Source organism: Kitasatospora sp. NPDC001132 (assembly GCF_053598415.1).
The window spans coordinates 47,301-74,009 of the sequence record NZ_JBSFKF010000038.1 but is presented as its reverse complement, the minus strand read 5'-3'; the positions used below and the strand labels follow the sequence as shown (position 1 = coordinate 74,009).

Genomic DNA, 26,709 nt, shown 5'->3' with positions numbered 1-26,709 from the left:
GACGCTCGGCTGGGAAACCCCAGCCGAGCGCCTGGCTAAACTCCTCGCGGCCTAGACAACCGACCACGTGTTGCAACGACCACTAGAAACCGCCCCCCGTGGCCGGGCCCCTCGTCGAACCCGGTGCGACCGCCGGTGAACCCCCGAGGGGGTGCGCACCGTGGAACGGCAGGGAGCCCCTGGTCCCGCAGCTGCTCGCGGGCCAGGGGCTCGGTGGCGTGAACGACACGCCCTCGTGGCGCGCCGCGGCTCAGTCGCGGCGCGCCGCCCGGGAGGCCCCGGGCGGGTCAGCTCAGGAGCTGGTGCGGCGACGGCGGGCGTAGACCACCGCGCCCGCACCGCCCAGCAGCAGTACGGTGCCGGCGCCCGCGTAGAGCAGGGTGCCGTCGCTGCCGGTGGTGGCCAGCTTCTTGCCGTCCGTGGTGGCGCCCGGGATCGGGGTGGGCACGCTGACCTTGTCCGGCTTGATCAGCGGCTGCTCCGGGTTGACCGGGGTCTCGGTGGACGGCTTGTGCACCGGCACGGTGCCGGTCGGCGTGCTCGACGGGGCCGGGCTCGGGGCGCCACTGGGCGCGGCCGTGGGCTCCTCGGTGGGCTCTCCGGTCGCCGGGGTGGTGGCCGCCGGGCTGGTCGGGGTGGCGGTCGGCGGCACCGGCTTCGGGGTGGCGGTCGGCGTCTCGGCGGGCTTCGTGCTCGCGCTCGCGCTCGGCGTGGCCGAGGGGGTGGTCGGCGGGGTGGTCGGGGTCGGGGTCGTGGCGGGCGTCGTCGCCGGGGCGGACGGGCTGTGCGAGGGCACGGTGGTCGGGCCGGTCGACGGCGTCTTCACCGGGGTCGGCGTCACGGTCGGCGAGGGCTTGCCGGTCGGGGTCGGGCTCTGTCCGCCGCAGTCGACCTTGAACACCTTGTGCTTGGGCTTGTTGAGCTCGGCGTTCTCCGGGAGCTGGCCGTTCACCAGCTCGACCGACTGCCAGTAGAGCTTGTAGTGGCCGTCCGGCAGGTGGATGTCCTCGGTCCGCACGTGCCCGTGCGGGTCGACCGGGATGTCCCCGTACGCGGCGAGGGTCTCGCCCTTGGGGCCGACGGTGGCGATCGCCCAGATCACGTCCTGGTTGGCGTCGAAGCCGAAGGAGTCCAGGTAGAAGGTGCAGACCTTGGGCTCGTTGCGCACGTCCTCCTGTCCGGTGGCGGCGTCGTGGATCTTGACGGTGCCGTTGTTGCCGGGGGCGCCGCCCTTGCCGCCCGCGGCGGCGTGCGCGGCGGGGGCGAGCAGCAGGAGTGCGGCGGCGGTCGGGACGGCCACCAGGGAGCGCGCGGCGGTGGAGCGGAGGTGCATCAGGGTTCCATCGGGTACGGCCGGGCCGGGACGGGCCCGCGCGGTGGGAGAGAGTCTCCGTCGCCGTTCGGCGGGGATCCGGTGCCGTGCGACGGGAGGGGCACAACAGTCCCCGCAGCGGGAAACGTGACGCAAGGGAGGTTTGGCCGAAATGCATCGCTAACGGCGATTGGTCCGACTAGTTCATTACAACGATCTGATTACCTGGTTGTGATCATTTCACCGGTGTCAGAGCCGGTCGAACGGTCAACCCCTGGTCCCGGTCCGGCGGGTGAACCCGCCAGCCCGCGGTGGCCGGTATTGACCGGTCCGTGGCGGCGGCCTGCGTGTCGGGGCGGCGGGCGGGTGCCGGGGTTCTCTATCGTCCGTCCGGAACCGCCCAGTCCGAGGACTCCGTCGTGTGAACAGCCGATCCGACCCGTGGGAGAGTGCGATGCCCGGCCCAGAGCAGACCGTCCGGCCCGAGGAGACCGTCGAGGGCGAAGGGGCCGTCAGGGGCGAGGACAGGAGCGAGGACGCCGCCCGGGACGGCGAGGGGGCCGACGCCCCCGCGGAGAGCGCCGACGTCATCGTGGTCGGCGCCGGGCCGGCCGGCTCCACCGCCGCCGCCCACCTCGCCCGGGCCGGAGTGGACGTCCTGCTGCTGGAGAAGTCCGCCTTCCCGCGCGAGAAGGTCTGCGGCGACGGCCTCACCCCGCGCGCCGTCAAGCAGTTGACCGACCTCGGCATCGACGTCTCCGAGGAGGCCGGCTGGCTGCACAACCGGGGCCTGCGGCTGATCGCCGGGCACCGCTCGCTGGAGTTCGACTGGCCCGAGCTCTCCGCCTACCCCGGGTACGGACTGGTCCGGCGCCGCGCCGACTTCGACGAACTGCTCGCCCGCAAGGCCGCCGCGGCCGGTGCCCGGGTGGTCGAACGCGCCAATGTGACGGGCCCGTTGCTGGACGAGCGGACCGGCCGGATCACCGGCGTCACCGCCAAGCTGGGGGAGGAGCGCCGGCCGGCCGCCTACCGGGCGCCGATCGTCGTCGCCGCCGACGGCAACTCCACCCGGTTGTCGGTGGCGATGCGGCGCTACCGCCGCACCGACCGCGCGATGGGCGTCGCCTACCGGACGTACTTCACCACCCCGCGCCACGACGACCGCTACCTGGAGGCCTGGCTCGACCTGCGCGACCCCAACGACCCGGCCCGGCGTCTGCTGCCCGGCTACGCCTGGGTGTTCGGCCTGGGCGACGGCACCGCCAACGTCGGCCTCGGCGTCCTCGACACCGCCGGGACCGAGGTGGACTGGCGGGAGCTGCTGCGCCGCTGGTGCGACGGCCTGCCCCCGGAGTACGGCTACACCCCCGACGCGGTCACCGAGCCGATCCGCGGCGCCGCCCTGCCGATGGGCCTCAACCGGCAGCCGCACTACGCCGACGGCCTGCTGCTGATCGGCGACGCGGGCGGCACGGTCAGCCCTGGCACCGGCGAGGGCATCGCCTACGCGATGGAGTCCGGCCGCTTCGCCGCCGAGACCATCGTCCAGGCCCTCGCCCGCCGCACCGACCGCGGCCGGGACCTCGCCCTGCGCGCCTACCCGCAGGCGCTGCGCTCCGCCTACGCGGGCTACTTCGCGCTCGGCCGGGTGGCCGCCGACCTGCTGGGCCGGCGGAAGCTGCTCGGCGCGGCCGGAGCCGCCGGGCTCGGCCACCCGGCGCTGTTGAAGGTGGCGTTCCGGCTGATGGTCAACCTGACCGAGCCCAACTCCAAGGACGCCCTGGACCGGCTGCTCCACCTGCTCGGCAAGGTCGCCCCGGGGCGGTGATCCGGAGGCACCGGACCGCCCATCCTCGCGGACGGGCGGTCCCGGTGTCCCGGCTTCGGCCGAATCCGCGGAGTCGAACGCGCAGTTGTTCTGATCGTGTTGACGAATGATCAGATGATCCGATTGCCTGGTGTCGAACCAGCCACGCAGGGTGAGCACAACGCTCCTCCGTGGCTCCTTTCTCGACCGCTGACCCGTTCGACGGAGACACCGTGCGCCTTCGCCTTCGCCTGCTCGTCGCGCCGCTCGCCGCGGCCGCCGCCCTCACCGCCGTGAGCACCCCCGCCGCCGTCGCGGCCCCCACGGCCACCCCCTCCGACCAGTGCTCCGCCGCATTCCGCCACGACGACGCCCGCCTCGGCCCCGCCGACCTCCCGACCACCGGACCGGTCGGCCGCCAGCTCGCCGGCTACCAGCGCACCGGCGGCGCCGGCGAGCAGGACTTCCTGGCCGAGTACTACGACCCGGCCGGCAACGGCGGCAAGGGCGGCTGGACATACCCGCCGGCCGACGGCTACGTCACCCTGCCCGACGGCAGCCCGATCGAGTTCGACCTCACGCTCTACCCGAACCAGAACATCGACCGCTACGGCAGCGAGTACGGCGCCTACCTCGCCCCCGAGGGCCTGCCCTACGCCAACCGGGCGCTCCCGCCGCAGAGCCTGGACGGCAACCCGCCGGCCGCCTGCAACTACCACGACTACAAGGTGGTCAAGGCCTTCACCGTGCACGCCGGCCCGATCGCGCCCTGGTTCAACCAGCCCGGCTGGGGCCTGCAGTACCAGCTCGACGGCACCCTGCTGCCCGGCGGCCCGGCCAAGCTGAACGTGCTCTGGCTGGTGGAGCACGGCTACCTGGCCCGGATCTGACCCCGCCCCGCCCGCCCGGCGGCGCCCGGTGACCGACCGGCCGTCGCCGCGTGCGCCCGGTGACCGACCGGCCGTCGCCGCGCGCGCCCGGCCACCGGGAAATTCGCTGGCGGGCCCGGGAGACGTGGGGGTAGGAAGACGGAATGACCACCAGCGATCCGGCCACCGACCGCCGCGTCTTCCGCCCCACCGTCCTCGACCTCGGGGACGCCCTGCTGCGCCCGTGGGGGCCTGACCTCGACGTGGCCGGTGGCATCGGGCCCGCCCTGACCGCCGCCGCGGCGGACCCGGCCGTCGCCCGCTGGAGCCCGCTCAGCGCCGACGGCCCGGTCGTCGTCGAGACCTACCTCGCCCGTTGCGAACGGCACTGGGCCGACGGCACCGCGGCCCCCTTCGCCATCGTCGACGCCGCCGACGGCAGCCTCTGCGGCAACGCCTACCTGGGGTGGACCAACCGGGACGACGGAGTGGCCATGATCGGCTACTGGCTGCTCGCCGCCGCCCGCGGCCGGGGCCTGGCCAGCCGGGCCACCACCGCCGTCACCCGCTGGGCCGTGGAGCACGCCGACGTCCGCCGCATCGAGCTGTACCACGCCGTCGCCAACGAGGACTCCTGCCGGGTCGCGGTGCGGGCCGGCTTCCCGTACGAGGGCACCCTGCGCGGCTCCTACACCTACGGCGGGGGCGTCTACGTGGACGAGCACCTGCACGCCCGGCTGGCTTCCGACCCGTTCACGGACTGAGGGATCCCCGACGGGAGCGCTCGGCCACGTGGGATCAGCCCCAGACCGTCCCGCCGTGGACCCCGCCGTACGCCGGGGCGGCGGACTCGGTGAAGCGCTCCTCCTGCATGGCCGTCAGCCGCTGGACGACCAGGACGGCGAAGACCGCGGACACCACCGACAGCAGGTCGGCGATCAGCAGCCAGCCGACGGCCTCCTGGTAGCCGTCCGCGTACCGCGCCGCGTTCGTGCCGAGGTAGTGGTTGCCGAACCGGTCGGCCGCGTTGGAGAGCCAGAAGGTGGCCCACCAGAGGGTGAGCAGCGTCTGCGGGAGCCGCATGCGGATCCCCGAGGCGTCCGGCCGGGCGGTGGCCTGCCAGATGTCGCCCGCGATCTGCCGCGGGAACCAGAGGGCGACCACGGGGGTGAACCAGCCGCCGATCGCCCAGCCGCGCCGGAACCGGTGCCCGTGCGGGTCGAAGACCTCGGCGTTCACCCGCACCCGGTAGAACCAGACGAGGAAGCCGATCGCGGAGGCGGCCAGGGCCACCACCTGGAGGAAGCCGACGCCCTCGTAGAGCTGCGCCGCGTCCGTCAGCGCGGATCCGTCGGCTTCGACGTCGTCGGCGAGCTTGCCGGCCTCCAGGTACAGGCGGAAGCCCGTGCCTAGCGAGGCGAGCGTCGCGGCGCCGGCCACGGCGAGCAGGACGGTGGAGACGGTGGCGGTGGGTCTCGGCGAGCGGTACAGGGCGGGCGAGGACATCGGGGAACGGGCTCCTGGACTGGACCAATGGGATGGAGCGACACCCTGGGGCCTGTGGATCATCCGTGACCACTCCCTTTTCGGGCCCCGGCGCAGGCTGCGCGCTCGGCCGGGGAACGACCTAACCTGGAAGGGAACGTTCGGCGCGTCGCCCGCGAACGGAAGCGGTGGTCATGACGGTGGTCTCGGCGGCCCTCTTCGGTACCGACTGGTGGCAGCCCGCGCTGCCCGGCGGTGCCGAGTTGCTGCACGAGTGCGCCGCCCGGGGGTGGACGGTGGTGCTGACCGGCCCAGGGCCGGCCGGCACCCCGGCGCTGACCGTGGCCGATCCCGGGGACGACCCGGTGCGGGCCGCGCTGGACCTGGTGGACGGCGGGCCCTGGCACGCCGTGGCCGTCGCCGGGAGCGTGCGCGAGGTACGGGCGGCGCGGCGGTGCGGGGTGCCGTGCGTGGCCCTGGCGGCCGGCCGCGACACCGGCCCGCAGCTGCGGGCGGCGGGCGCGGTCGAGGTCCACCGCGACGCCGCCGCCCTGTTGAGCGTCCTGGACGACAGCCTGCTGGCGCGCCCCCGGGCCTTCGGGCCCGTGGGTGCCGGAACAGGCGGTGCCCGGAACGGTTAGCGCCGGTTCGTATCGGGCAACCGCCCGGCTGCGAGCACGTCACCCGAAGTGTCGGAGGTGACCGAGATGGACGGACCCGCGTTGAGCGGATGGGAGCGGCGGCTCCTCGAGGAGATCGAGTCCGATCTGCGCCAGGACACACGGCTCGACCGGAAGTTGAGCACGATGGGCGCCAAGCCGCCCGGTCGGGTCCGGGGCGTGCTCCGCGCAGTGGGGCGCAGGATCTCGGCGGGGATCCTGCTGACCGCCCTGGTGATGACGGCGATCTGCCTCGGCGTGGGCGTACGGACACCCGCCCCCGCGGTGCTGGTCGCGCTCGGCGTGGTCTGGGCGGCCACGGTGGCGGCCGCGGTCGCCGCCTCCGAGCTGCTGCGCCGCCGGCGCACGGCCCGCGGCGGCGCCGGACTGATCGACCCGGCGGAGGCCGGGGAACGTCGGGAGCGCCGGGAGCGGCGCCCATGGGACCGTCCGGAGGCGTGAGCGTGATGACCACCGACCTGTGGGAGTACCGCCCGGGCTCCCATTCCGCCGCCGACCTCACGCTGGTCGGGTACGAGGTGCGTGCCACCGACGGCCCGGTCGGCCGGGTCGAACAGGACACCGGGGACCACCTGCTGGTCGACGCCGAGCCCTGGGTGCGGGGCACCCGGGTGCTCGTCCCGACCCGACTGGTCGCCCGGCTCGACCACCTCGACCGCACCGTCCACCTCGACTGCCCGCGCGCCCGACTCAGTTCCGCCCCGCCCGCGGCCGTCGACCTGACCGCCCCGCACCCGCGCTGAGCGAGGCGCCATGGGCTGGCCCTCCACCACGCTCACCGGGCGGACGATCGCCTTCCTGGTCGCGCCGTACGGGGCCGAGCAGGTCGAACTGACCGACCCGTGGCAGGCGGTCGCCGAGTCCGGCGGCATCCCGCGGCTGCTGTCCACGGCCGCGGGCCGGGTCCAGGCCGTCCGGCACCGAGCCGCAGGCGACACCTTTGCCGTGGACGCCCTGGTCGCCGACGCCGACCCGGCCGACTACGACGGGCTGGTCCTCCCCGGCGGCGTCGCCAACCCCGACCGGCTGCGCCTGGACCGCCCGGCGGTCGCCTTCGTCCACGCCTGCTGCGCCGCCGGCCGGCCGGTCGCGGCGATCTGCCACGCGGCCTGGACGCTCATCGAGGCCGACGCCGTGCGCGGCCGCACCCTCACCTCCTGGCCCAGCCTGCGCACCGACCTGGTGAACGCCGGCGCGCAGTGGGTGGACGAGCCGGTGCACGTCTGCCACGACGGCCCCGGCCCGCTCGTCACCAGCCGCAAGCCCGGCGACCTGCCGCTGTTCGACGACGCCTTGGTGACGGAGTTCGCCCACGTGACGGCGAAGCGGCGGGAGTGAGCGGGGGCGAGCCGGTGGTCAGTCGCCCCGGAGGCGGACGAAGGTGGCGGTGGGCGGCCGACCGGTGAGGGTGAGTTCGGCCCTGAGCGGGGAGGTCAGCGGGTGGACCGGGCCGTGGTCGGGGTCGGTGGCGGGCGGGCCGAGCAGCGGGCGGACGACCTCGGCGACCTCGCGCGACTGGACCGGGGTGAGCCGCGGCGTGGACAGGAACACCCGGCCGTCGTCGAGCTGGAGGACCAGCGCCTGCGGGTGGGCGGCCGGTCCGGTGACGGCGCGGACGGTGGCGTCGAGGGTGTCGCTGCGGCGGTACTTGACCCAGACGCGGCCCGCGCCGCGCGGGCGGTAGGGGGCGGCGGCGGCCTTGCAGACCAGGCCCTCCACCCCGGTGTCCGCGAGCCGCTCCATCCACTCCAGCGCCTCCGCCCGGTCCGTCGTGGCCATGACCGGCTGGACCGGCGGCGGGACGTCGGCGAGCGCCGCGAGCAGCAGCCGGCGGCGGTCGGTGAGCGGCAGCCGGCGGACGTCGCGGCCGGGCAGCGCCAGCACGTCGAAGGCGATCAGACCGAGCGCCACCTCGGGGGCGGCGGCCCTGGCCTGGCGGGTGTGCAGCAACTCGCCGAAGGCGAACCGGCCGTTGCGCCAGGCGACCAACTCGGCGTCCAGCACCAGCCCTTCGGGCAGCCGGGCGACGGCGGCGGCGATCGGCGGGAACTCGGGGGCGAGGTCGCGGCCGCTGCGGGACTGGAGGTACGCGGGCCGCTCGCCCCGGGCGAAGGCGACGCACCGGAAGCCGTCCAGCTTCAGCTCGTACTGCACGCCTCCGCCGCCCAGGCCGTCGGCGGGCGGGACGGAGGTCACGGCGGCCGGGCGCATCACCTCGACAGGCGGGTGCAGCACCTGGCGCGCCGGTGGTTCCGGTTCGGCGGCGGCTCTCCGTCGGGCGGTCTTCGGTCCGGTCGGTTCCGCTCCGGCGGCTCTCCGTCGGGCGCTCTTCGGTCCGGTCGGTTCCGCTCCGGCGGCTCTCCGTCCGGCGGTCTTCGGACCGGCCGGTTCCGCTCCGGCCGCCGAGGGCGCGGACGGCAGCGGCCTGGCCCGCCCCGGGTCCAGCAGCGGGGCGAGCAGGTCGCCGTGCGCGGAGAGCCGGCCGGGCACCTCGGCGAGCGTGAAGACCAGGTCCCGCTCGTCGACGGCCGCGTCGAGCTCCGCCCAGGCCAGCGGGGTGGAGACGGTCGGCAGCGGCCGGGCCCGCAGGGTGTACGGCGCGGCGGTGGTCTTCTTGGCGTTGTTCTGCGACCAGTCGACCAGCACCCGGCCCCGGCGGCGGGCCTTGGCCATGGTGTGCACCACCAGCTCCGGGCGCTCGGCCTCCAGGGCGGCGGCCAGCGCCTTCGCGTACGCGGAGACCCGGGCGCTCGGCGTGGGCTCGATCGGGACCAGCAGGTGCAGGCCCTTGGATCCTGAGGTCTTCACCCAGGCGGCCAGGCCGTCCGCCGCGAGCCGCTCGCGCAGCAGCAGCGCCACCGTGCGGCAGGTGAGCACGTCCGCGCCCTCGCCGGGGTCGAGGTCCAGCACCAGCCGGTCGGCGAGGGCCGGCGCGGCCGCGTGCCACTGCGGGACGTGCAGTTCCAGGCAGCCCAGGTTGGCGAGCGCGAGCAGCGCCGCGCCGTTCTCCAGCACCACCTGGCGCAGGTCACCGGTGGTGCTCGGCACGTCGACCGTGCGCACCCAGTCCGGGGTGCCGGGCGGCGGGTTCTTGGCGACGAACACCTCCGCCTCGACGCCGTCCGGGCAGCGCAGGAAGGAGACCGGGCGGTCGCGCAGGTGCGGGAGCAGCGCGGTGTGCGCGGCGGCGTAGTAGCGCAGCACCTCGCCCTTCGGGGTGCCGGTGCGCGGGTAGTAGACCTTGTCGAGGTGGGACAGCGCGAGGGTGCGCCCGTCCACCGTCATCTGCGGCACGGTCCGCCTCCGATCGCTCCGCCGGTTCCGGGGCCTCCGGCCCGGTGGCTCGCTCACTCCTCGGGAAGCACGGGTGGTTCCGCCTTCCACTCTGCGGCCGCACCGGCCGTCCCGGCCTCCCGGCGCCGGGCCGGGGTCGCGGGCGGGGGCGGGGTTGCTTATGGTGAGGACGCGGTCACCCGGCCTCCGCTCCGTCGGAGGGAGCCGGGGAGCACCGCCGGGGGAGGCGGGGGGACCAGCGGGGGGAAACCACCGACGAAGGAGTCCCCGTGACCACTGCCCGAGACATCATGCACACCGGCGCCCAGTGCATCGGCGCCCATCAGACGCTGGCCGAGGCCTCGCGGATGATGCGTGACAAGAACGTGGGTGCGCTGCCGATCTGCGGCGACGACCAGAAGCTGAAGGGCATCATCACCGACCGCGACATCGTGCTGCGATGTATCGCGGAGGGCAAGGACCCGGCCAAGATGACGGCCATGGAACTGGCCGGCCACCTGCACTGCGTGCGGGCCGAGGACAGCATGGAGGTGGTGCTGCGCAAGATGGAGCAGCACCAGATCAGGCGCATCCCGGTGATCGACGGGGACCGGCTGGTGGGCATGATCAGCGAGGCCGACCTGGCGACGGGCCACCGCGAGGGCCAGCGGCTCACGGACCAGCAGATCATCGAGTTCATGGACAGCGTCTACATGAAGCACTGACCGCCCCGCACCCCGCCGGACCCCTGCCGAGGTCCGCTGCCGTCGGGAGGCACGACGAGGCCGCCGTACCCCGGGACGGGGTGCGGCGGCCTCGGTGCGCGCGGTCTCGGCGCAGGGGGTCTTACTTGGCCAGACCGGCCTTGGCGGAGCAGATCGGCCAGGCGTTCGGGCCCTGGGCAGCCAGGACCTTCTCGCCGATGGCGATCTGCTGGTCCTTGGTGGCCTGGTGGGCCTGCGGGGCGTAGGCGGTGCCACCGAAGGCGGCCCAGGTGCTCTGGGTGAACTGCAGGCCGCCGTAGAAGCCGTTGCCGGAGTTGATCGCCCAGTTGCCGGTCGCCTCGCAGGCGGCGACCTTGTCCCAGACCGAAGCCGGCGCGGCGGAGGCGCTGGTAGCCGTGACGAGGCCGGCCACCGGCAGGGCGGTGATCGCCCCGGCCATCAGAGCCATCCGGACGCGGTTGCGGCGCTTCGGGGTGGCAGTGGTGGTGGCAGCGGCGGTCTCGTTACGGAAGGTCATGGTGTTCCTTTCGGAGGGGTCTGCGAGCACGCGGAACCAGGCCCTCGGAAGGCCGTCGGTTTCGGGGACACGTCACTCGCGTGGTCCTGCACCGTTCTGCTCGGGGGCGGTCGGCCCGGCCGGAGCGAATCGCTCGGTGCAACGGGTTCGAAGTTACGGGTGCGGTCGGGGCGGTTTCAAGGATTCGAAGGTTTGGCCACGTCAGACGGCCGTTACCGAGGGTAAGGATCAAGGAAATGTGGTGATTTCGCCCGATTTGCCACTATTTTCAAGATCGAAAAGCCCTCCGAAGTGGCCCACGCCACTCCGGATCCGCCCCGGAGCCGCTGTGAGGCCGCCCACACGGTCGACAGCGCGTGACGGTCGGCCGGCCGCCGGTGCCGATTCCGCCGGCGCGGCCGGCCCCCCGGGTGGCCCGGGCCACAGCCCTCACCCCGAGTGCCCGGTGCCGTCACCCTCGGTGGCGGGCATAGCCTCACCCCCATGAGCAACGAGAACGATGCGGCGGACACGGCGGACACGGCGGGCGCGGGAGAGACGGGCGCCGGTACGGGCGGGACGGCGGACGCCGCTCCCGGAGGGGCCGCCGCGGCGGGGGCGCCGATCGGGACCGGGGACCACGAGGCCGCGGCCGCGCCCGCGGGCTTCGAGCTGGGCACCGACGGCCCCGGCGTGATCCTGGCGGGCCTGGACGGCTCGGACTCCTCCTGGCGCGCCACCGCCTACGCCGCCGGACTGGCCCGCCGGCAGGGCGCCGTCCTCGCGGTGGCGTACATCCAGCCGATCCTCGGCGCCGCGACCGCCCTGGCCGGGGCCGTGGTGGAGGAGACCACCCAGGAGATCGCCGAGGAGCTGCTGGCCGCGCTGCGCGAGGCCGAGCACCGGGTGCGCGAGGTGTGGAGGGTGGAGTGGCGCTTCCTGACCATGCGCGGCGACCCGTACACCGGCCTCGCCAAGCTCGCGGACGAACTGCGCGCCGACGCCGTGGTGGTCGGCGTCTCCGAGCAGGCCGGGCACAAGGTGATCGGATCGGTGGCCGTCCGGCTGGTGAAGGCCGGCCGCTGGCCGGTCACCGTCGTGCCGTAGCCCCCTTTAGGGGTGGCGGGGCGGCGGGGCGGCCGCCGGGAGGCGGCCGGTAGGGTGCGTGACCATGACGGACACGCGGGGCACGCACCCCTCCGAGCCCGCCCACCCGACCGGGAACGACCTCCACCTCGACCTCCCCGCCACCGGCGGCCGCCGCGCCGCCCTGATGGCGGCCCTGCGCGAGGCGATCCGCAGCGGCAGACTCGCCCCCGGCACCCGGCTGCCGCCCTACCGCACCCTCGCCGCCGACCTCGGCCTGGCCCGCAACACCGCTGCCGAGGCCTACGCCGAACTCGTCGCGGAGGGCTGGCTGACCGCCCGGCAGGGCTCCGGCACCACCGTCGCCGAACGCGCCGAACCAGTTCCGCGCACCCGGGCCCGCCGGCCCTCCCGCCGCCCCGGACCCATCCACGACCTGCGCCAGGGCCGGCCCGACGCCTCCTCCTTCCCTCGAGCCGCCTGGCTCGCCGCCGCCCGCCGCGCCCTGACCGCCGCCCCCAACGAGGCCTTCGGCCCCGGCGACCCGCAGGGCCGGCGCGAACTGCGCACCGTGCTCGCCGACTACCTCGCCCGCGCCCGGGGCGTGCGCACCGACCCCGACCGGATCGTGGTCTGCTCCGGCTTCGCCCACGCGCTGCGGCTGCTCTTCGACGGCGCCGCGCCCGTCCTGCCGCCCGCCGAGCACGGCCCGCTGGCCGTCGAGGCGTACGGGCTGGGCTTCCACCGCGGGCTGCTGGCCGCCGCCGGCGTCCCCACCGTCCCGCTGCCGATCGACGAACGGGGCGCCAGGACGGGCGACTTGGCGCAGCACCCGGACGTCCGGACGGCGCTGCTCACCCCCGCCCACCAGTTCCCCACCGGCGGCCCGCTCCAGCCGGGCCGCCGCGCCGCCGTCGTCGACTGGGCGCGCGGGCGCGGCGGGCTCCTCCTGGAGGACGACTACGACGGGGAGTTCCGCTACGACCGCCAGCCGGTCGGCTCCCTCCAGGGCCTCGACCCCGAACGGGTGGTCTACCTCGGCAGCACCAGCAAGAGCCTGACCCCTGCGCTGCGGCTCGGCTGGATGGTGCTGCCCGACCACCTGGTGGACCGGGCGCTCGCCGCCAAGGGGGAACGCGAGGGCTGGGCCAGCGCCCTCGACCAGCTGACCCTCGCCGAGTTCATCGACTCCGGCGGCTACGACCGGCACGTGCGCCGGATGCGCCGCCGCTACCAGGAGCGCCGGGACCAGCTGGTGGCCGCGCTCGCCGCCCGCGCCCCGCACGTCGAGGTGTCCGGCATCGCGGCCGGCCTGCACGCGGTGCTGCGCCTGGAGCCGGGCACCGAGCGCTCGGTGCTCAAGGCCGCCGGCTACCGGGGCCTGGCCGTCGAAGGGCTCGCCGACTACCGGCACCCGGCGGTCGGCGAGGAGGCGATGCCCGCCGTCGACGGCCTGGTGGTCGGCTACGCCACGCCGCCGGACCACGCCTACCCGGCGGCGCTCGGCGCGCTCTGCGACATCCTGCCGCCGAGTGCGTGACCGGGCTGAGCACCGAAGGACGTGGCTCGGGGCCGAGGGAGGGGCGGCGAAGCATAGGCCCCCGGGTCGGCCCGTGGGGTCGGAACACGGGCGGGCCGGTGCGCGGTGTCCGCTCGCCGCTCCTGCGTCGGTACGGACCGGGGCAGAGGAGCGCAACCCTGGCGGAATCGGCGCCTACGCTCCTTGGTCATGCGCAGAACACACCTGAGTCGCGCCGCGCTCGCCGCATGTCCGGCCCTCGTCGTCGGACTGCTCCTCTCCGCCGCCCCCGCCGCCCGGGCCGACAGCCGGCTGCCGCTCACGGCCGTCTCCGACAAGCAGACGACCGTACGCGGCGGCGAGTTCACGCTCACCCTGACGCTGACCAACCCGTACGACACCCCGATCCAGTTCGTCTACCAGAGCATCCAGGAGACCTACGCCACCAGCCTGGAGACCGGTCTCAAGTTCAGCGCGACCGCTTGCGGCACCCAGACCAACGGGTGCAGTGACAACGTCCACGGCGGCATAGCCCGTTACAACGTGCCGCTCGCCCCCGGCGCCAGCAGCGCCTTCACGGTGACGTACACCGTCGCCCCCGACTCGGCCTGCGGCCCCGCCACCCGGATCGACTTCTACTCCTACCTGTACTACGAGTACAACGGCGGCGAGTCCAACAACTCGGGCATCGTCAACGTCCCCGGCACCCAGGTCGCCTGCGCCTGACCTCCGCCGCAGCCGCGGGCGTCGCCGGACCGACGTCGCCGGACCGGCCTCGCTGCGTGGGATTTCCGGTGCGGACCCCCACTGCGCACCCCCGTTCACCCGTCAGGTGCCGGTTTCCCCCGTGCCGGCCCTGGCGGGTCGTTCGCTTTTCCGCAGCGGCCCGCTCGCCCGTCCGCGGCCGTTGCCGCGCCGCGCGGGTTCCGCGGCCGGAACGGCGTGCCGGGTTGATGCCGGGCGACGGCCTCCTGGCCGTTCGGCACGGTTCCGGCCGGGGGAAAGCCGTTGGCAGCAGGGGGACCGCTGGGGCGAACGGATGTTCCCGGAGTTTGTGGGGCCTTGGGGGCGGACCGGCCGAGATTCACCCTATCGGGGGGTAGTCGGCCTTCGTGAGGGCCCGGCCGGGCTCTGGTGATCTAGGGTTCCCGATGAGTCGCCGGGAGACGGTGGCCACACCTCGCGAAACTCGCCAACGCCCCCACCAATAAGCGGATCTGATGATTCGCCATGCCATGCGCCAGGACGGGCCCGTACGCCCCTGGACGCGTGACCCGATCACAGGAATGGAGAGCCCTGCCGATGACCGTGGACACGAGCCCGGAGGCAGTGCAGGCCAAGCAGCAGAGCCTTGCGACGGCCGCTGCCCGGAACCTTGCCACCACGACCAAGTCCGCACCGCAGATGCAGGAGATCACCTCCCGCTGGCTGCTCAAGGTGCTTCCCTGGGTCCAGGCCGCCGGTGGCGCCTACCGCGTCAACCGTCGGCTGACGTACGCCGTGGGCAACGGCGTGGTGGAGTTCATCAAGACGGGTTCCCAGGTCCGGGTGATTCCGGCCGAGCTGGGCGAGCTGGCGCTGCTGCGCGGATTCGAGGACGAGGACGTCCTCGCCGCCCTGGCCGACCGTTGTCAGCAGCGGGACTTCGGCCCCGGCGAGGTGCTCACCACCCAGGGCGAGGCCGCCGACAAGATCTTCCTGATCGCGCACGGCAAGGTCAACAAGATCGGCACCGGCAAGTACGGTGACGACACCGTGGTCGGCGTGGCCGGCGACGGCGACCGCTTCGGCGACGACGCGCTGCTGAACCCCGACGCCGTCTGGGAGTTCACCGCCAAGACCGCCACCGCCGGTGTCGCCCTGACGCTGACCCGGGCGGACTTCGCCGCCATCCGGGACAACGCCCCCAGCCTCCAGGAGCACCTCCGGGGCTTCCTGGCCCTGCCGCTCCAGGCGCAGAACGAGCGCGGCGAGGCCGAGATCGCCATGTCGGCCGGCCACCACGGTGAGTTCGAGCTGCCCGGCGCCTTCGTGGACTACGAGCTCAAGCCCCGTGAGTACGAGCTGAGCGTCGCGCAGACCGTCCTCAAGGTCCACACCCGCGTCGCGGACCTGTACAACCAGCCGATGAACCAGACCGAGCACCAGCTGCGGCTGACGATCGAGGCCCTGCGCGAGCGCCAGGAGCACGAGCTCGTCAACAACCCGGAGTTCGGCCTGCTCAACAACGCCGACTTCGACCAGCGCATCCAGACCCACTCCGGCCCGCCCACCCCGGACGACCTGGACGAGCTGCTCAACCGCCGCCGCGACCCCGACTACCTGCTGGCCCACCCGCGGACCATCGCCGCGATCGGCCGGGAGTTCAACGCCCGCGGGCTGTACCCCACCCACGTCGACCTCGGCGGACAGCAGGTGCCGGCCTGGCGCGGGGTGCCGATCCTGCCGTGCAACAAGATCCCGGTCACCAAGGAGAACACGAGCTCGATCCTCGTGATCCGTACCGGTGAGGACAACCAGGGCGTCATCGGCCTGCACCAGACCGGTATCCCGGACGAGTACCAGCCGTCGCTTTCGGTCCGCTTCATGGGTATCGACGAGAAGGCGATCATCTCGTACCTGGTCAGCGCCTACTACTCGGCCGCCATCCTGGTGCCGGACGCGGTCGGCGTGCTGGAGAACGTGGAGATCGCGAACCGTCCCAGCTGAGCGCGGAGAACGGCGAGCACGAGGCCGTAATCGGTCGGCTCGAAGATCGTTTGACCTGATGACGGACGGCCCGCCCCCGAAAGCGGGCCGTCCGCCTGACCGGGTCTGATCACTTCTGGTCGTACCCGATGGAGTCCCTGCCGGGAATGCGGCCGGGTTCGGTCTCTTCGTCGGTTCTGCCCGTTCAACCCGTTCCTCCGGGGCCGGTCGGTCCGCGGCCGTTCGGTCCTCCCCGGATGATCCGAGAGGTGTGTGGAGCCCATGCCCGTGCGTCGGCAGATCCGCCGGATATCGCCCGGTGGCCGTGGGGGCGCGGCCCGCGGGCGACGGGTACGGCTGCTCGGCGCGTCCGCCGGCGTGGTCGCGGTCTGCGCGCTGGTCGGCGGTGCGACCGCGTCCGGCGCCGGCCACTCCGGCGGGTACCCGCACGGCCCGGTGGTGGACGTCTGCGTGTGCGACGAGACCGACGTGTCGACGTCGGTGGGGCCGGACGGTCAGGTGAGCATCGGCGTGGACGTGGACGTGGACGTCCAGGTCGGGGTCAGTGTCGCGCCGGGCCTCGGCCCGGGGCGCCACGGGCACTGGCCCCCGCACGGGCACCACCCCTGCCACTCGCCCAGGCCCACGACGAAGCCCACCGGGCCGCACTTTCCGGCGCCGTCGTTCTCGGTGCCGCATCTCCCCTCGCCGTCCTTCTCCTTGCCGCCCTTCTCCTCGCCCTCGCGCCCGGCGGAGCTGCCGAGCGAGACCGGGTGGCCGGCCGAGGGACAGGGCGGATCCGGGCAGGTCGGGCCGGGGCACGACGGTGACGACCACGAGGGCGACGAGCACGGTGACCACCACTGGCTCCACTGGCACCACCATCACCACCACCCGCACCCCTGTCCAAGCCCGAGCCCGACTCCCACGCCGACGCCTACGCCGACGTTCACCCCCACCGCTACGCCGACCCCCACCGCTACGCCGACCCCGACGGCCACCCCCACGCCGACTCCCAGCACCACGCCATCGCCGAGCCCGAGCCCCAGTCCGACACCGGCCCCCAGCCCGTCGCCCGTGCCGCCCGCGCCCGCCCCGGCCCCCGTGCCGCCCGCCCCGGCGCCGACCGTGCCCGCCCCCGACTCGGCGGCCTCGCCGAGCGCGGCGCGTCCGAGCCCCCTGTGGCCGACTTCGTCGGCGCAGCCGGTGTTCCACGTCCCCAGGTCGCAGCCCAAGGCCATGGCCAAGCAGCACCAGGGCACCTCGATGACCACCACGCTGCTGGTGATCATGGTCCCGGGGGTGCTCGCGGCGGTGGCCCTGCGTCCTGGGCGTGGTGGTGGCCGAGGGCGCGGCCGCTCGGGCCCGTCCTGACCTCCTCCTGGCGACTCGCCGGGCGGTTGCCGGCCGACGGTGGGCAACGCTTCCCGGCCAGTGGCGCCCCATTGACCTTTCCGTTCCGTCACAAGCCAAGCCAGTGAAGGGAGTTCCCATGTCCGAGTGGGTGGCGGTGGTCATCGCCTTGGCGTCGGCCTGTGCCGTCGTGGTGGCGGTGGTGGTACTCAGGCAGCGTCGGCCGATCGCGGCGGACAGCACCGACGAGACCCCGGACGTCATCGAGTACATCACGATGATGATCGGAGTGGTCTACGCGATCGTCCTCGGTCTCGCCATCGCGGGTGTCTGGGAGGCGCGCGGTGCCGCCCAGGACGACCTGTTCCGCGAGGCGCAGTCGCTGCGAGAGGTGAGCGACCGCGCGGTGATCTACCCGGCGGAGTTCCGCGACCAGGTCCGGGCCGACGTGGACGCCTACGTCTCGTACGTGGTGAACACCGAGTGGTCCTACATGCAGGAGACCGGTGGGATCACCGAGAAGGGCGACCAACTGCTCCAGAAGCTCCAGAACGACATCGCCACCCGGTCGCCCGCCTCCGACCTGGAGTCGCAGGGCTACCAGCCGATCATGGACCGGGTCAGTCAGGCCTCCGAGGCCCGCAACTCGCGTGGCCAGAACGCCGGGCCGACGATGCCCGGGGTGGTGTGGTTCGGCCTGATCGGCGGGGCGGTGGTGACCATCGGCATGCTGTTCGCGCTGCAGATCCGGCGCACGCCCAGGGAGTTGACGCTGGCGCTCTGTTTCAGCGTGCTGATCGCCTTCCTGCTGTTCATGATCTGGGACTTCGACAATCCCTTCTCCCGGAGCGTCTCGGTGACCACCCAGCCGTTCGAGGACCTCTTCCCCGAGCTCAACCTCGGCGGCTGAGCGCGGGGTACGGGGGTCACGGGGGCCGAGGCACCGAGGGGCGGGATCCGGGCGGATGATCTTCGGATAATCTTGCCCGGATCGTCGTGGGTCGGCCCCCGACGGAGAGAGCGAGGGGGTCCTCAGCAGTGTCCGACCCGACGCCGGATCTCGGCGCCCACTACCCACCGGCCCGCCCGGAGCGTGCCTGGTGGTGGCTGCCCGCCTCGGAGCGGCGGCGGCGGAAGAAGCAGCGCCGGGCCTGGGAGGACTACCGGGAGCGCTACCGCAAGGAGGACCACGCCAAGGCCCGGCGGCGCAAGCACCTCCGGGACGAGGGCGCGGACTGCTGCTTCGACGGCTGCTGCGAGATCGCCGATCCCTGCCTGATCGTCCTGATCCCGGTGATGATGGTCTCCGGCGTCCGCTTCGCCCTCACCGGGTGGCGCGGGCACCGGACGGCCGACCCGTCCGCCCCCGCCCCGCGCGGGTTCGCGGCCGGAGTGCTGTACGGCGCGGTGCGCTACTACCGCACCGAGGTCAGCCCCCGCCGTCCGGCCTGCTGCCCGTACACGCCGTCCTGCTCGACCTACGCGGTACAGGCGCTGCACCGGCACGGTGCGGTGCGCGGGGCCCGGCTGACGGCCGGGCGGTTGCTGCGCTGCCGTCCGGGCGCGGGCGGGACGGACCCGGTGCCGCCGGGCGGTGGCCGGACGCGCTGAAGCTGATCGGGCCGCCCCCGGGCGGGACGGGTACGGCAGGACGAGCCGCGGGTGGCCCGCACGGATGTTCCGTGCGGGCCACCACTCTGGTCCGATGGATCGTCAGCGCAGGCTGCTGTCCATCGAGTTGAGCATCGTTCCGGCGGCGTCGTCGTTCTCCAGGGAGAAGGCGAACAGCCCGCCCAGGCCCTTGCTCTTGGCGTACGCCCCGCGCGCCTGGACGGCCTGCGGGGTGTCACCGGTCCAGAAGTTGGTGCCGTCGTAGACCCAGCTGCTCTCGGTGACCGGGTCCCAGTGGGTCTGGGCCGCGGTCGGGTTGAGCTCCTTCCAGGCGGCCAGGCCGGCCTCCTGGCTCAGCGGCTTCTTCGCCGTCGGGCCGGTCGCGCTCTGGTACAGGCCGTAGTCGGAGCCGGCCGGGACACCGGTCCAGCCGCGCCAGTAGAACGGGATGCCCAGCACGATCTTGTTCGCCGGGAAGCCGCCGGGGATGCCGTACTCGGGCAGGCCGGTGGTGTACGCGGCGAGCGTGGTGTCCACGTTGTACTTGCGGGTGCCCGGGGTGATCGGCGTGGTCGGGTCGGCCGGGCTGTCGTGCAGCGGGTCCTGGTGGTTGGTCGGGCCCGTGGCGTCCCAGGCGCCGTGCATGTCGTAGGACATCACGTCGGCGTAGTCCAGGTAGGCGCCGATCTTGTCGGTCTCCAGCTGGGCGATCTTGTCCTGGCCGCTGGGCAGCGCGGCGGTCAGCAGGTACCGCTTGCCCTGGGCGGTGCCGAGGGCGTCCAGCTGGGTGCGGAACTCCTTGAGCAGCAGGGTGAAGTTCTGCTTGTCGGCCGCGGAGTAGTGGTTGCCGGTGTGGCCGCCGGCCGAGCCCGGGTACTCCCAGTCGAGGTCGATGCCGTCGAAGAGGCCGGCCGCCGAGGCCTGGCCGCCGGAGGCGTCACCGGCCACGCCGGTCGGCAGGTTCCCCTTGAGGAACATGTCGACGCACGAGGAGACGAAGGCCTTGCGGGAGGAGTCGGTGGCCGCCGCGTCGGAGAAGTACTTGGAGTACGTCCAGCCGCCGATCGAGATGGTGAAGCGCAGGTTCGGGTACTTGGCCTTCAGCTGGCGCAGCTGGTTGAAGTTGCCCTTGAGCGGCTGCTCCCAGGTGTCGGCGGTGCCGTCCACGCTGGTGCCGGAGCCGTAGTCGGCCTGGTAGTCGGCGTAGGCGTCGCCCGCGCCGTCACCGGCGTTCGGGTTGGACTCGTTGGCCGAGTCGGAGGCCTTCACCGCCTGGAAGCAGGTGAACCTGGTCGGGTCGATGTTGGCGAACGCGTAGTGGATGACGTCGAGCTTGGCCGCCGCGCCGCTGGTGTCGACGTTCTTCGCGTTGTACGCGTTCTCGTAGACGCCCCACTGGTCGAAGTAGGCTGATCGGACCGGCTGTTGGGCGGGGGCCGCCGCGGTCGTGGTGCTCACCGGCGCGGACTGGGCGGAGGCGTGGCTGCCGGAGTAGCCCTGGACGCTGAAGGTGTAGCTCCTGCCCGGCAGCAGCGAGCTGACCGTGACGGAGGTGCCCATCGAGGTGGCGACCAGCTGGCCGTTGGACCACACCTTGTACGCGACCGCGCCGTCACCGCTGGTGAGGGTGGACGGCTGCCAGGTGAGCACCACCGCGTTGGACGTCGTCCTGCTGACCGCGAAGCCGGTCGGCGTGGTGACCTTGCCGTCCCCGGCCGGGCCGCTCGCGGTGGCCGTCGGGGTCGGGGTGGCGGTCGTGGGGGTGCCCGTCGGGCTTCCGGTGGCGGTGGGGCTGCCCGTGGCGGTGGGGCTCGCCGTGGCCGTCGGGCTGGCCGTGGCCGTGGGGCTCGCGGTGGCCGTCGGGCTGGCGGTCGAGGTGGGGCCGGCCGGGCCGGTCAGCGTGAGGTCGTCCGCGTAGTACGTGCCGGTGCCGTACCAGCCGTGGGTGAAGACCGTCACGGAGGTCGTGGTGGCACCGGTGGTGAAGGTGGTGCTCAGCTGGTTCCAGCCGGTCCCGCCGGGTGTCCAGACCGAGGAGTTGACGCCGGTTCCGGTGGCGCCCAGGTAGACGTAGCTGCCCTGGACCCAGCCGGCCAGGGTGTACGTGGTGTTCGGCTGGACGGTGACGGTCTGCTGGCACTGCGCGGTGTCGCCGACCGAGGCGGCGCCGCTGAGCGCGTGGGTCCCACCGTGCACCGGGGTGGTGACGACCGACCCGTTGGAGCAGGTCCAGCCGGCCAGGGTGCCGGCCTCGAAGTCGCCGTTGGCGAGCAGGTTGACCGGGGCCGCCGAGGCGGAGCCGAAGGTCAGGGCGATGGCGGCGCCGCTGGTGGTCAGGGTGGCGGCCAGGGCCAGTGCGGTGGCCCTTCTGCGGTGGGCGGCCCGGCGGCCGGCGCGCTCCCCGGCGGGGTGAGCGGGCTGTGCGGGCAGGACACGGTCGTGCATGCGGTGGGTCCTCCGGATGTGTGGGGGTTTCCGGCGGTGCGGTGGCCCGGGTGGGCCGGGGGGAGCCGGCCCGGGCGCGGTGGGGGCGCGCGGGCAGGGTGACGCGTGCTGACGGGCGGTGCGCGGACACCACGGGCGGCCGACCCGTGTACGTCACGACTGAACAGATTGGACTGGACCAATATTCGCCGTCAAGGGTGTCCGTCCGCTGGACCGCTTCCGGCCGGTTCGGCGGCGGCCCGGTAGGTTGGCCGGTACGAGCAGGCCCGTCGAACGGAGGAGGCGCGATGGACAGCCAGGACTGGGACGACCGCTACGCCGCGAGCGAACTGGTGTGGGGAGCCGCGCCCAACCAGTGGGTGGTCCGCGAACTGACCGGCCGGACCCCCGGCCACGCCCTCGACCTGGCCGCCGGTGAGGGCCGCAACGCCATCTGGCTGGCCACCCAGGGCTGGGAGGTCACCGGACTGGACTTCTCCGCCGTCGCCCTGGAACGCGCCGAACGCCTCACCGCCGACCTGCCCGACGAGGTCGCCGACCGGCTCACCTGGCGCCACGGCGACGCCCGCGCCCTGGAAGCCCCCGCCGCGGGATACGACCTGGTCCTGGTCGCCTACCTGCAGCTCCCCGCCGCGGACCGCCGGGCCGCCCTGCGCCGCGCCGCCGACGCGCTCGCTCCCGGCGGCACCCTGCTGGTCCTCGGGCACGACCTCAGCAATCTCACCGAGGGCGTCGGCGGGCCGCAGGACCCGGCCGTGCTGTTCACCCCGGAGGACGTCCTGGCAGACCTCGCCGACCACGGGCTGCGCACCGTCCGGGCCGAGCGGGTGCACCGTGTGGTCGGCGGGGAGCCGGGCCACAAGGACGGCGAGACCGACGGGGGTGGTGGGGCGGCCGGTGGCGGCCGGGTCGCGGTGGACGCGCTGGTCCGGCTGGAGCGGAGCGCCGGCTGACGCATCCGGCCGGCGGGGCCCGCGGCGAGGTCCGCCGGCCCCTGCCGGCCGGCGGCGCCTGATCCGCCTGGCGACGTACGGAAGTTGACCGTGAGTCAACTAGCTTGTGGGCATGAGGACTCGTGCGCTCGGGGTGGCCGCCGTGGCCGCCGCCCTGCTGCTGGCCGGATGCGGTGGCTCGAACTCAGGAACCGGTGCGTCGCCGGCCGGCAGCTCGCCGGTCGACGCGCCGTCGGCCGAAGCCCCGTCGGGCGGTGCGCCGCCGGCCGACCCGCCGTCGGCGGGCGCCGAGCGCCGCGCCGACGGCGCCCGGCTGCTCTACCGCCCCAGCGGCGGGCACAGTGCGCAGAACCCGGCCTTCGCCCCGGACGGCCGCTCGGTGCTGCTCACCGAGTTCAGCGGGGGCTACAACAAGGGCGACGCCGCCCTCGGCATCCTCCCGCTGGACGGCGGCGCGCCGCGCAAGGTGGTGGAGGACCCCGACAAGGCGGCCGTCAACCTCCCCGGCACCAGCTGGAACGCCGCCGCCGACGCCTTCGCCTTCGCCACCGACCGGGAGTCGGAGCACGACGAGGTCTGGCTGATGAGGCCGGGCGGCACCCCCGAGCGGGTGACCAGGCACAGCGACGGCAGCGGCTACAGCGAGCCGAGCTTCTCCCCGGACGGCGAGTGGATCGTCTTCCAGCAGAGCCGGGAGCCGGAGCACACCGCCGGGCAGAGCGACCCGGCCGGGCGGGACTCGATCCGGAAGGTCCGCCGAGGCGGCGGCGAGCCCGTCCTGCTGGTGGACGGCCCGGGAACCGGCACCGACAACCGGCAGCCGAACTGGTCCCCGAAGGGCGACCGGATCGTCTTCCAGCGCCGGAGCGCGGGCCGCGACGACTGGTCGCTGTGGACGGTGGGCGCGGACGGCGGCGGGCTGCGGCGGGTCACCGACGTCCCGGGCGAGCACACCGACCCGAGCTGGTCCCCGGACGGCCGCTTCCTGGTGTTCTCCTCCAACCTGGGGGACCTGCCGAACGCCCAGGTCTTCGTGGTCGACGCGGAGGGCGGGACCCCCGTCCGGGTGACCCACGACGACACCGCCTACGACGGCGCGCCCAGCTGGTCCCCGGACGGGCGGTGGATCGCCTTCGAGTCCGCTCCGGGCGGCGAGGCCAACCCCGCCGCCCTCTGGCGCGTCCCCGCGCCCGCTAGTCCGCGGTGATCGTCACCACCGAGTACTGGGCGACGGTCAGCGGCACGCTGACCGTCGAGCCGGTGACGGTGTACGGGACGGCCTTGGGTGCCGGGTCGGTGCCGTCCGGGCTGGCGACCGTGACGGCGGTGACGATCGCCCCGGCCGGGAGGGCGTAGGAGAGCGTGCAGTTGGCGGGAGCGCTGCGGAACGCCGCCGGGGTGTCGGCGAAGTTGCTGAAGTTCACCAGGTGGACGACGGTGTCGGCGCCGAGCCGCCGGGCGTCCAGGAAGATCCGGCGGTCCCCGGCCAGGGTGACCGCCGGCGGGGCGGACTGCCGTACCGCGGTGAGCAGTTGGTCCGCCGAGGCCTGGTCGGTCTTGGTCAGGTAGCTCAGCCCGGGCAGCGCCTTGACGTACCAGCAGCTGCCGCTGCCGTAGGAGTTCTGCCTGGTGGCGGGCAGCGGGTCGGCCCTGCGCAGGCCGAGCACGTCGGAGAGCGCGAACTCGCTGCGCAGACCGCCCAGTTCGTCCAGCGCGGTGGGTGCCGGGCCGGTGATGACGATCGTCCCGCCGGCCGAGACGAAGCCGCGCAGCAGCGCCGCCTCGGTGTCCGAGACCGCCTGGAGGTTGGGCAGCAGCAGTACCTTGAACCGGGCCAGGTCGTCGGCGGTCAGGCCGGGGCTGGGCACCGTGTCGAACGGGACGTGGGCGTAGACCAGCGCCTTGACGGTACCCCGGAACTCGCCGAGCCAAGGCAGCGAGGCGCAGCTCATCTGCGGGTCGTCGCCGCCCCACCAGTCGGCGATCCCGGCCGGGGCCGTGGCGTTGACGTACATCCCGTTGCCCTCGCCCGGGGCCACGTAGTCCCGCGACGGGGCCGAGTGGTAGACGCCGACCTGCGCGATCGAGACCGGGTTGTAGAGTTTCGCCTGGTTGGTGCGCACGAAGCGGTACATCCGGGTGCGCATCGCGCCGTCCACGGTGTCGTTCTTGAACGGGGTCTTCACCTCGTACGGGTTGCACCCGGCCGCGATCAGCTGGGACATCACCAGCGAGGCGTCGTCGGCCTGCCAGCCGTAGGAGAACGCCCAGGCGGGCTTGGTGCCGCTGGCGGCGCGGGCGTACTTGTACATGGAGATCAGGCAGACCCAGTCGGAGGCGGTGGCGTGCCGCATGCCGTCGTAGTTGCCGAGGATGTCCACCTCCCAGACCTGGCTGACGGCGCCCGGGGCCTGGCGCAGGTAGCCGCCGTCCAGGCCGATCGAGGTGGCGTAGCGGTAGTCCATCGACACGGTCTCGACGAAGGTGACCAGGTCGGGGTTGACCGAGCGGCCCGCCTCGGCGATGTCCAGCTGGAACCGGAGCAGGTTGCGGTGGCGCCACTCGACGTAGCGGCGGAAGACCGGGTCGGCGAAGTTCTGTGCCTTGGGCAGGTCGAGGCCGGTGTCGGCCTTGAACGCGGCCGCGCCCCAGGTGGAGGCGTCGCACCAGGAGAGCACGCCGTCGAAGTAGATCGGGACGTCCGGCCAGATGCCGTCCACGCCGGTCGCGGCCACGCCCTTGATCCGGTTGAGGTAGTAGTCCCGCCAGGGGGAGTTGGGGCTGAGCCAGACGCTCTCGTCGCCCGGGTCGACCCAGACCACCACGCTGCCGTAGAACACGTTGGGCTTGCCGGCGAGGTCGCGCTGGACCCAGTTCTTGCCCTGGTCGTTCTTGTAGAAGGAGCGGCCCTTCTCCCCGCCGGGGGAGATCAGCTCCAGCGACGGGTAGTACATGACGACCTTGAGGCCGGCGGCGTGGGCGAGGTCGGTGAACATCTTCACCTCGGCCATGTGGGCGGCGAACTGGGCGTCGGTGAGCCAGTCGGAGAGCAGGGTGTCCAGCTCGATGACGCTGACCTCCTGTGCCTTGAGGGCGTCCACGTAGCTCTGCATGTCGGCGGGCTCGTTGAAGGTGCCGTCGGCGATGCGGGCGTAGCGGGCCCAGTCCGGCCACACCTGTGCGGCGGCGGTGTCGGTGCGCAGGCCGGCCCGCCCTGTCTGCGGCCAGAGGCCGTCGTACTGCGTGGTGCCGTGGTCGGTGTCCGGCGCCGCGGCGGCCCAGGCCGCGCCGCCGGGCAGCAGCCGGGCGGTGGCGAGCGCGCCGCCCGCGCCGAGGCCGGCCCGGAGCAGCCGGCGGCGGCCGAGGCGGGAGCCTCCAGGGCGTCCCGGTGCCGGGTGCTGTGCGGTTCCTTCGTGCCGTTCGGTTCCTTCGTGCTGCTCGGGCATGGTGGTCCCCCCGGCGTGAGCGGGCCGGCGCGGGTCGGCCCCGGCCCGGGAACGGTCGTGAGCACTGCGATCGGTGCGTGGGGACGGGCGTGCCGTCCCGGGGCCGACCCTAGACCGCGCGCCGCCCCGGCCGTCCGGTCACGGTCGACGGCTACGCCAGACGTCGGACCCCCGGTTCCCTCAGTGTGCGGACCGTCGTCGGGGGTCCTGGGGTCCTGGGGTTCCGGGGCGAGGCCAGGAAGAGGCGGGGGTGAGGCCCGGGGGAGTACGGGGTAGGGGTGCTCCCAGGACACCGTCGATGATCATAAATTCTCTACAGTGCTGTAGATTCGCGGCACGGGCGGTGGCAGAACGAGGAGGACGCGATGAGCGTTTCGCTGGCCAAGGGGCAGAAGATCAGCCTGGAGAAGCCGGGCGGCGGGCAACTGAGCCTGGTCCGGATGGGCCTGGGCTGGAAGGCGGCGGAGCGCAAGGGCTTCCTCGCCAAGCTGCTCGCCGCCGGCCGGGAGATCGACCTGGACGCCTCGGCGGTGCTGTTCGCCCAGGGGCGGCCGGTGGACGTGGTGTTCTTCCAGCACCTCAACAGCAACGACGGCTCGGTCCGGCACAGCGGGGACAACCTGGTCGGCGGCGCGGGCGACGCGACCGACGACGAGTCGATCACGGTCGACCTGACCGCCGTCGCCGCCGAGGTCGACCAGATCGTCTTCACCGTGAACTCCTTCACCGGGCAGACCTTCCAGGAGGTCGAGGCGGCCTTCTGCCGGCTCGTGGACGAGACCACCGGCGTCGAGCTGGCGCGCTACACGCTCACCGGCGGCGGCCCGTACACCGCCCAGATCATGGCGAAGGTGCAGCGCACGGCGACCGGTTGGCAGATGACCGCGATCGGCCAGCCGGCCGGCGGGCGGACCTTCCAGGACCTGATGCCGGAGCTGGTCAAGTACCTCTGAGCCCC

At 73.7% G+C, this 26,709-nt stretch carries 23 protein-coding genes and 2 pseudogenes; 18 read left to right on the top strand and 7 right to left on the bottom strand.

Features of this window, described 5'->3' with window-relative positions; translation table 11 throughout:
* Positions 1 to 292 precede the first annotated feature (292 nt).
* Positions 293 to 1,333, bottom strand: coding sequence for an LPXTG cell wall anchor domain-containing protein (locus ACWDBE_RS33920; RefSeq protein WP_449809824.1), 1,041 nt, complete (start codon positions 1,331 to 1,333; stop codon positions 293 to 295).
* Positions 1,334 to 1,766: 433 nt separating this feature from the next.
* Here ACWDBE_RS33920 and ACWDBE_RS33915 point away from each other — a divergent pair, with 433 nt between their 5' ends.
* The 3 genes from ACWDBE_RS33915 (at position 1,767) to ACWDBE_RS33905 (ending at position 4,755) form a co-directional block, all read left to right on the top strand.
* Entirely contained in the window at positions 1,767 to 3,143 is a 1,377-nt protein-coding gene (locus tag ACWDBE_RS33915) for a geranylgeranyl reductase family protein (RefSeq protein WP_449809823.1), read from the top strand.
* A 212-nt stretch (positions 3,144 to 3,355) separates the two neighbouring features.
* Entirely contained in the window at positions 3,356 to 4,012 is a 657-nt protein-coding gene (locus tag ACWDBE_RS33910) for a TNT domain-containing protein (protein WP_449809822.1), read from the top strand.
* A 143-nt stretch (positions 4,013 to 4,155) separates the two neighbouring features.
* Positions 4,156 to 4,755 (top strand): GNAT family N-acetyltransferase, encoded by a 600-nt coding sequence (locus tag ACWDBE_RS33905; RefSeq protein ID WP_449809821.1) that lies wholly within the window; start codon positions 4,156 to 4,158, stop codon positions 4,753 to 4,755.
* 34 nt (positions 4,756 to 4,789) lie between these two features.
* Here ACWDBE_RS33905 and ACWDBE_RS33900 read toward each other — a convergent pair whose 3' ends face one another.
* A complete protein-coding gene (locus ACWDBE_RS33900) occupies positions 4,790 to 5,497 on the bottom strand; it encodes a DUF4328 domain-containing protein (RefSeq protein ID WP_449809820.1) in 708 nt (235 codons plus the stop codon).
* A gap of 173 nt (positions 5,498 to 5,670) precedes the next feature.
* On the opposite strand from ACWDBE_RS33900, the gene ACWDBE_RS33895 reads away from it, so the two are divergent.
* From ACWDBE_RS33895 to ACWDBE_RS33880, 4 genes are all read left to right on the top strand, one after another.
* Complete coding sequence (locus tag ACWDBE_RS33895) at positions 5,671 to 6,117, top strand: hypothetical protein (protein WP_449809819.1); 447 nt, start codon at positions 5,671 to 5,673, stop codon at positions 6,115 to 6,117.
* 66 nt (positions 6,118 to 6,183) lie between these two features.
* Positions 6,184 to 6,597, top strand: a complete 414-nt coding sequence (locus ACWDBE_RS33890; protein ID WP_449793326.1) for a hypothetical protein — start codon at positions 6,184 to 6,186, stop codon at positions 6,595 to 6,597.
* 5 nt (positions 6,598 to 6,602) lie between these two features.
* Positions 6,603 to 6,899: a PRC-barrel domain containing protein gene (locus tag ACWDBE_RS33885; RefSeq protein WP_449809818.1), complete on the top strand. Its 297-nt coding sequence runs from the start codon at positions 6,603 to 6,605 to the stop codon at positions 6,897 to 6,899.
* A gap of 10 nt (positions 6,900 to 6,909) precedes the next feature.
* The gene (locus ACWDBE_RS33880; protein WP_449793324.1) at positions 6,910 to 7,494 is read left to right on the top strand and encodes a type 1 glutamine amidotransferase domain-containing protein; all 585 of its coding nucleotides are present in this window, start codon (positions 6,910 to 6,912) and stop codon (positions 7,492 to 7,494) included.
* Between the two features lie 18 nt (positions 7,495 to 7,512).
* On the opposite strand, the gene ACWDBE_RS33875 is transcribed toward ACWDBE_RS33880, so the two are convergent.
* Together ACWDBE_RS33875 and ligD are read right to left on the bottom strand one after the other, a co-directional pair.
* Positions 7,513 to 8,367: an ATP-dependent DNA ligase gene (locus tag ACWDBE_RS33875; RefSeq protein WP_449793333.1), complete on the bottom strand. Its 855-nt coding sequence runs from the start codon at positions 8,365 to 8,367 to the stop codon at positions 7,513 to 7,515.
* Between the two features lie 204 nt (positions 8,368 to 8,571).
* Positions 8,572 to 9,441, bottom strand: a pseudogene (ligD, locus tag ACWDBE_RS33870) (non-homologous end-joining DNA ligase); the annotation flags it as partial.
* Between the two features lie 278 nt (positions 9,442 to 9,719).
* On the opposite strand from ligD, the gene ACWDBE_RS33865 reads away from it, so the two are divergent.
* Entirely contained in the window at positions 9,720 to 10,154 is a 435-nt protein-coding gene (locus tag ACWDBE_RS33865; protein ID WP_449809817.1) for a CBS domain-containing protein, read from the top strand.
* A gap of 124 nt (positions 10,155 to 10,278) precedes the next feature.
* Here ACWDBE_RS33865 and ACWDBE_RS33860 read toward each other — a convergent pair.
* Positions 10,279 to 10,671 (bottom strand): annotated as a pseudogene (locus tag ACWDBE_RS33860) (transglycosylase family protein); the annotation flags it as partial.
* 483 nt (positions 10,672 to 11,154) lie between these two features.
* Between ACWDBE_RS33860 and ACWDBE_RS33855 the strand changes: the two are divergent.
* The 7 genes from ACWDBE_RS33855 (at position 11,155) to yidD (ending at position 18,907) form a co-directional block, all read left to right on the top strand.
* Positions 11,155 to 11,757: a universal stress protein gene (locus ACWDBE_RS33855; RefSeq protein WP_449809816.1), complete on the top strand. Its 603-nt coding sequence runs from the start codon at positions 11,155 to 11,157 to the stop codon at positions 11,755 to 11,757.
* Positions 11,758 to 11,821: 64 nt separating this feature from the next.
* Positions 11,822 to 13,276, top strand: coding sequence for a MocR-like pyridoxine biosynthesis transcription factor PdxR (gene pdxR / locus ACWDBE_RS33850; RefSeq protein WP_449809815.1), 1,455 nt, complete (start codon positions 11,822 to 11,824; stop codon positions 13,274 to 13,276).
* Positions 13,277 to 13,465: 189 nt separating this feature from the next.
* Complete coding sequence (locus tag ACWDBE_RS33845; protein WP_449809814.1) at positions 13,466 to 13,981, top strand: hypothetical protein; 516 nt, start codon at positions 13,466 to 13,468, stop codon at positions 13,979 to 13,981.
* Between the two features lie 576 nt (positions 13,982 to 14,557).
* A complete protein-coding gene (locus tag ACWDBE_RS33840; protein ID WP_449809813.1) occupies positions 14,558 to 15,964 on the top strand; it encodes a family 2B encapsulin nanocompartment shell protein in 1,407 nt (468 codons plus the stop codon).
* A gap of 261 nt (positions 15,965 to 16,225) precedes the next feature.
* Entirely contained in the window at positions 16,226 to 17,317 is a 1,092-nt protein-coding gene (locus ACWDBE_RS33835) for a hypothetical protein (protein WP_449809812.1), read from the top strand.
* 118 nt (positions 17,318 to 17,435) lie between these two features.
* Positions 17,436 to 18,206 (top strand): bestrophin-like domain, encoded by a 771-nt coding sequence (locus tag ACWDBE_RS33830; RefSeq protein ID WP_449793317.1) that lies wholly within the window; start codon positions 17,436 to 17,438, stop codon positions 18,204 to 18,206.
* Positions 18,207 to 18,334: 128 nt separating this feature from the next.
* Positions 18,335 to 18,907 (top strand): membrane protein insertion efficiency factor YidD, encoded by a 573-nt coding sequence (yidD, locus tag ACWDBE_RS33825; protein WP_449809811.1) that lies wholly within the window; start codon positions 18,335 to 18,337, stop codon positions 18,905 to 18,907.
* Positions 18,908 to 19,009: 102 nt separating this feature from the next.
* On the opposite strand, the gene ACWDBE_RS33820 is transcribed toward yidD, so the two are convergent.
* On the bottom strand, positions 19,010 to 21,352 hold the full coding sequence (locus tag ACWDBE_RS33820) for a glycosyl hydrolase family 18 protein (RefSeq protein WP_449809810.1): 2,343 nt from the start codon (positions 21,350 to 21,352) through the stop codon (positions 19,010 to 19,012).
* Between the two features lie 287 nt (positions 21,353 to 21,639).
* Between ACWDBE_RS33820 and ACWDBE_RS33815 the strand changes: the two genes are divergently transcribed.
* A complete protein-coding gene (locus tag ACWDBE_RS33815) occupies positions 21,640 to 22,305 on the top strand; it encodes a class I SAM-dependent methyltransferase (protein ID WP_449793314.1) in 666 nt (221 codons plus the stop codon).
* 112 nt (positions 22,306 to 22,417) lie between these two features.
* The gene (locus ACWDBE_RS33810) at positions 22,418 to 23,512 is read left to right on the top strand and encodes a TolB family protein (RefSeq protein WP_449809809.1); all 1,095 of its coding nucleotides are present in this window, start codon (positions 22,418 to 22,420) and stop codon (positions 23,510 to 23,512) included.
* Here the strand turns inward: ACWDBE_RS33810 and ACWDBE_RS33805 are convergent.
* On the bottom strand, positions 23,499 to 25,751 hold the full coding sequence (locus tag ACWDBE_RS33805) for a hypothetical protein (protein WP_449809808.1): 2,253 nt from the start codon (positions 25,749 to 25,751) through the stop codon (positions 23,499 to 23,501). The genes ACWDBE_RS33810 and ACWDBE_RS33805 overlap by 14 nt on opposite strands.
* Positions 25,752 to 26,116: 365 nt before the next feature.
* On the opposite strand from ACWDBE_RS33805, the gene ACWDBE_RS33800 reads away from it, so the two are divergent.
* The gene (locus tag ACWDBE_RS33800; protein ID WP_449793311.1) at positions 26,117 to 26,704 is read left to right on the top strand and encodes a TerD family protein; all 588 of its coding nucleotides are present in this window, start codon (positions 26,117 to 26,119) and stop codon (positions 26,702 to 26,704) included.
* Positions 26,705 to 26,709: the final 5 nt, after the last annotated feature.

What these genes read in the sequence shown, in the direction of transcription:
- ACWDBE_RS33920 (WP_449809824.1), bottom strand. Translation starts at nt 1,333, where the DNA reads ATGCACCTCCGCTCCACCGCCGCGCGCTCCCTGGTGGCCGTCCCGACC.
- ACWDBE_RS33915 (WP_449809823.1), top strand. Translation starts at nt 1,767, where the DNA reads ATGCCCGGCCCAGAGCAGACCGTCCGGCCCGAGGAGACCGTCGAGGGC.
- ACWDBE_RS33905 (WP_449809821.1), top strand. Translation starts at nt 4,156, where the DNA reads ATGACCACCAGCGATCCGGCCACCGACCGCCGCGTCTTCCGCCCCACC.
- ACWDBE_RS33900 (WP_449809820.1), bottom strand. Translation starts at nt 5,497, where the DNA reads ATGTCCTCGCCCGCCCTGTACCGCTCGCCGAGACCCACCGCCACCGTC.
- ACWDBE_RS33895 (WP_449809819.1), top strand. Translation starts at nt 5,671, where the DNA reads ATGACGGTGGTCTCGGCGGCCCTCTTCGGTACCGACTGGTGGCAGCCC.
- ACWDBE_RS33890 (WP_449793326.1), top strand. Translation starts at nt 6,184, where the DNA reads ATGGACGGACCCGCGTTGAGCGGATGGGAGCGGCGGCTCCTCGAGGAG.
- ACWDBE_RS33885 (WP_449809818.1), top strand. Translation starts at nt 6,603, where the DNA reads ATGACCACCGACCTGTGGGAGTACCGCCCGGGCTCCCATTCCGCCGCC.
- ACWDBE_RS33880 (WP_449793324.1), top strand. Translation starts at nt 6,910, where the DNA reads ATGGGCTGGCCCTCCACCACGCTCACCGGGCGGACGATCGCCTTCCTG.
- ACWDBE_RS33875 (WP_449793333.1), bottom strand. Translation starts at nt 8,367, where the DNA reads ATGCGCCCGGCCGCCGTGACCTCCGTCCCGCCCGCCGACGGCCTGGGC.
- ACWDBE_RS33855 (WP_449809816.1), top strand. Translation starts at nt 11,155, where the DNA reads ATGAGCAACGAGAACGATGCGGCGGACACGGCGGACACGGCGGGCGCG.
- pdxR (WP_449809815.1), top strand. Translation starts at nt 11,822, where the DNA reads ATGACGGACACGCGGGGCACGCACCCCTCCGAGCCCGCCCACCCGACC.
- ACWDBE_RS33845 (WP_449809814.1), top strand. Translation starts at nt 13,466, where the DNA reads ATGCGCAGAACACACCTGAGTCGCGCCGCGCTCGCCGCATGTCCGGCC.
- ACWDBE_RS33840 (WP_449809813.1), top strand. Translation starts at nt 14,558, where the DNA reads ATGACCGTGGACACGAGCCCGGAGGCAGTGCAGGCCAAGCAGCAGAGC.
- ACWDBE_RS33835 (WP_449809812.1), top strand. Translation starts at nt 16,226, where the DNA reads ATGCCCGTGCGTCGGCAGATCCGCCGGATATCGCCCGGTGGCCGTGGG.
- ACWDBE_RS33830 (WP_449793317.1), top strand. Translation starts at nt 17,436, where the DNA reads ATGTCCGAGTGGGTGGCGGTGGTCATCGCCTTGGCGTCGGCCTGTGCC.
- ACWDBE_RS33820 (WP_449809810.1), bottom strand. Translation starts at nt 21,352, where the DNA reads ATGCACGACCGTGTCCTGCCCGCACAGCCCGCTCACCCCGCCGGGGAG.
- ACWDBE_RS33815 (WP_449793314.1), top strand. Translation starts at nt 21,640, where the DNA reads ATGGACAGCCAGGACTGGGACGACCGCTACGCCGCGAGCGAACTGGTG.
- ACWDBE_RS33810 (WP_449809809.1), top strand. Translation starts at nt 22,418, where the DNA reads ATGAGGACTCGTGCGCTCGGGGTGGCCGCCGTGGCCGCCGCCCTGCTG.
- ACWDBE_RS33805 (WP_449809808.1), bottom strand. Translation starts at nt 25,751, where the DNA reads ATGCCCGAGCAGCACGAAGGAACCGAACGGCACGAAGGAACCGCACAG.
- ACWDBE_RS33800 (WP_449793311.1), top strand. Translation starts at nt 26,117, where the DNA reads ATGAGCGTTTCGCTGGCCAAGGGGCAGAAGATCAGCCTGGAGAAGCCG.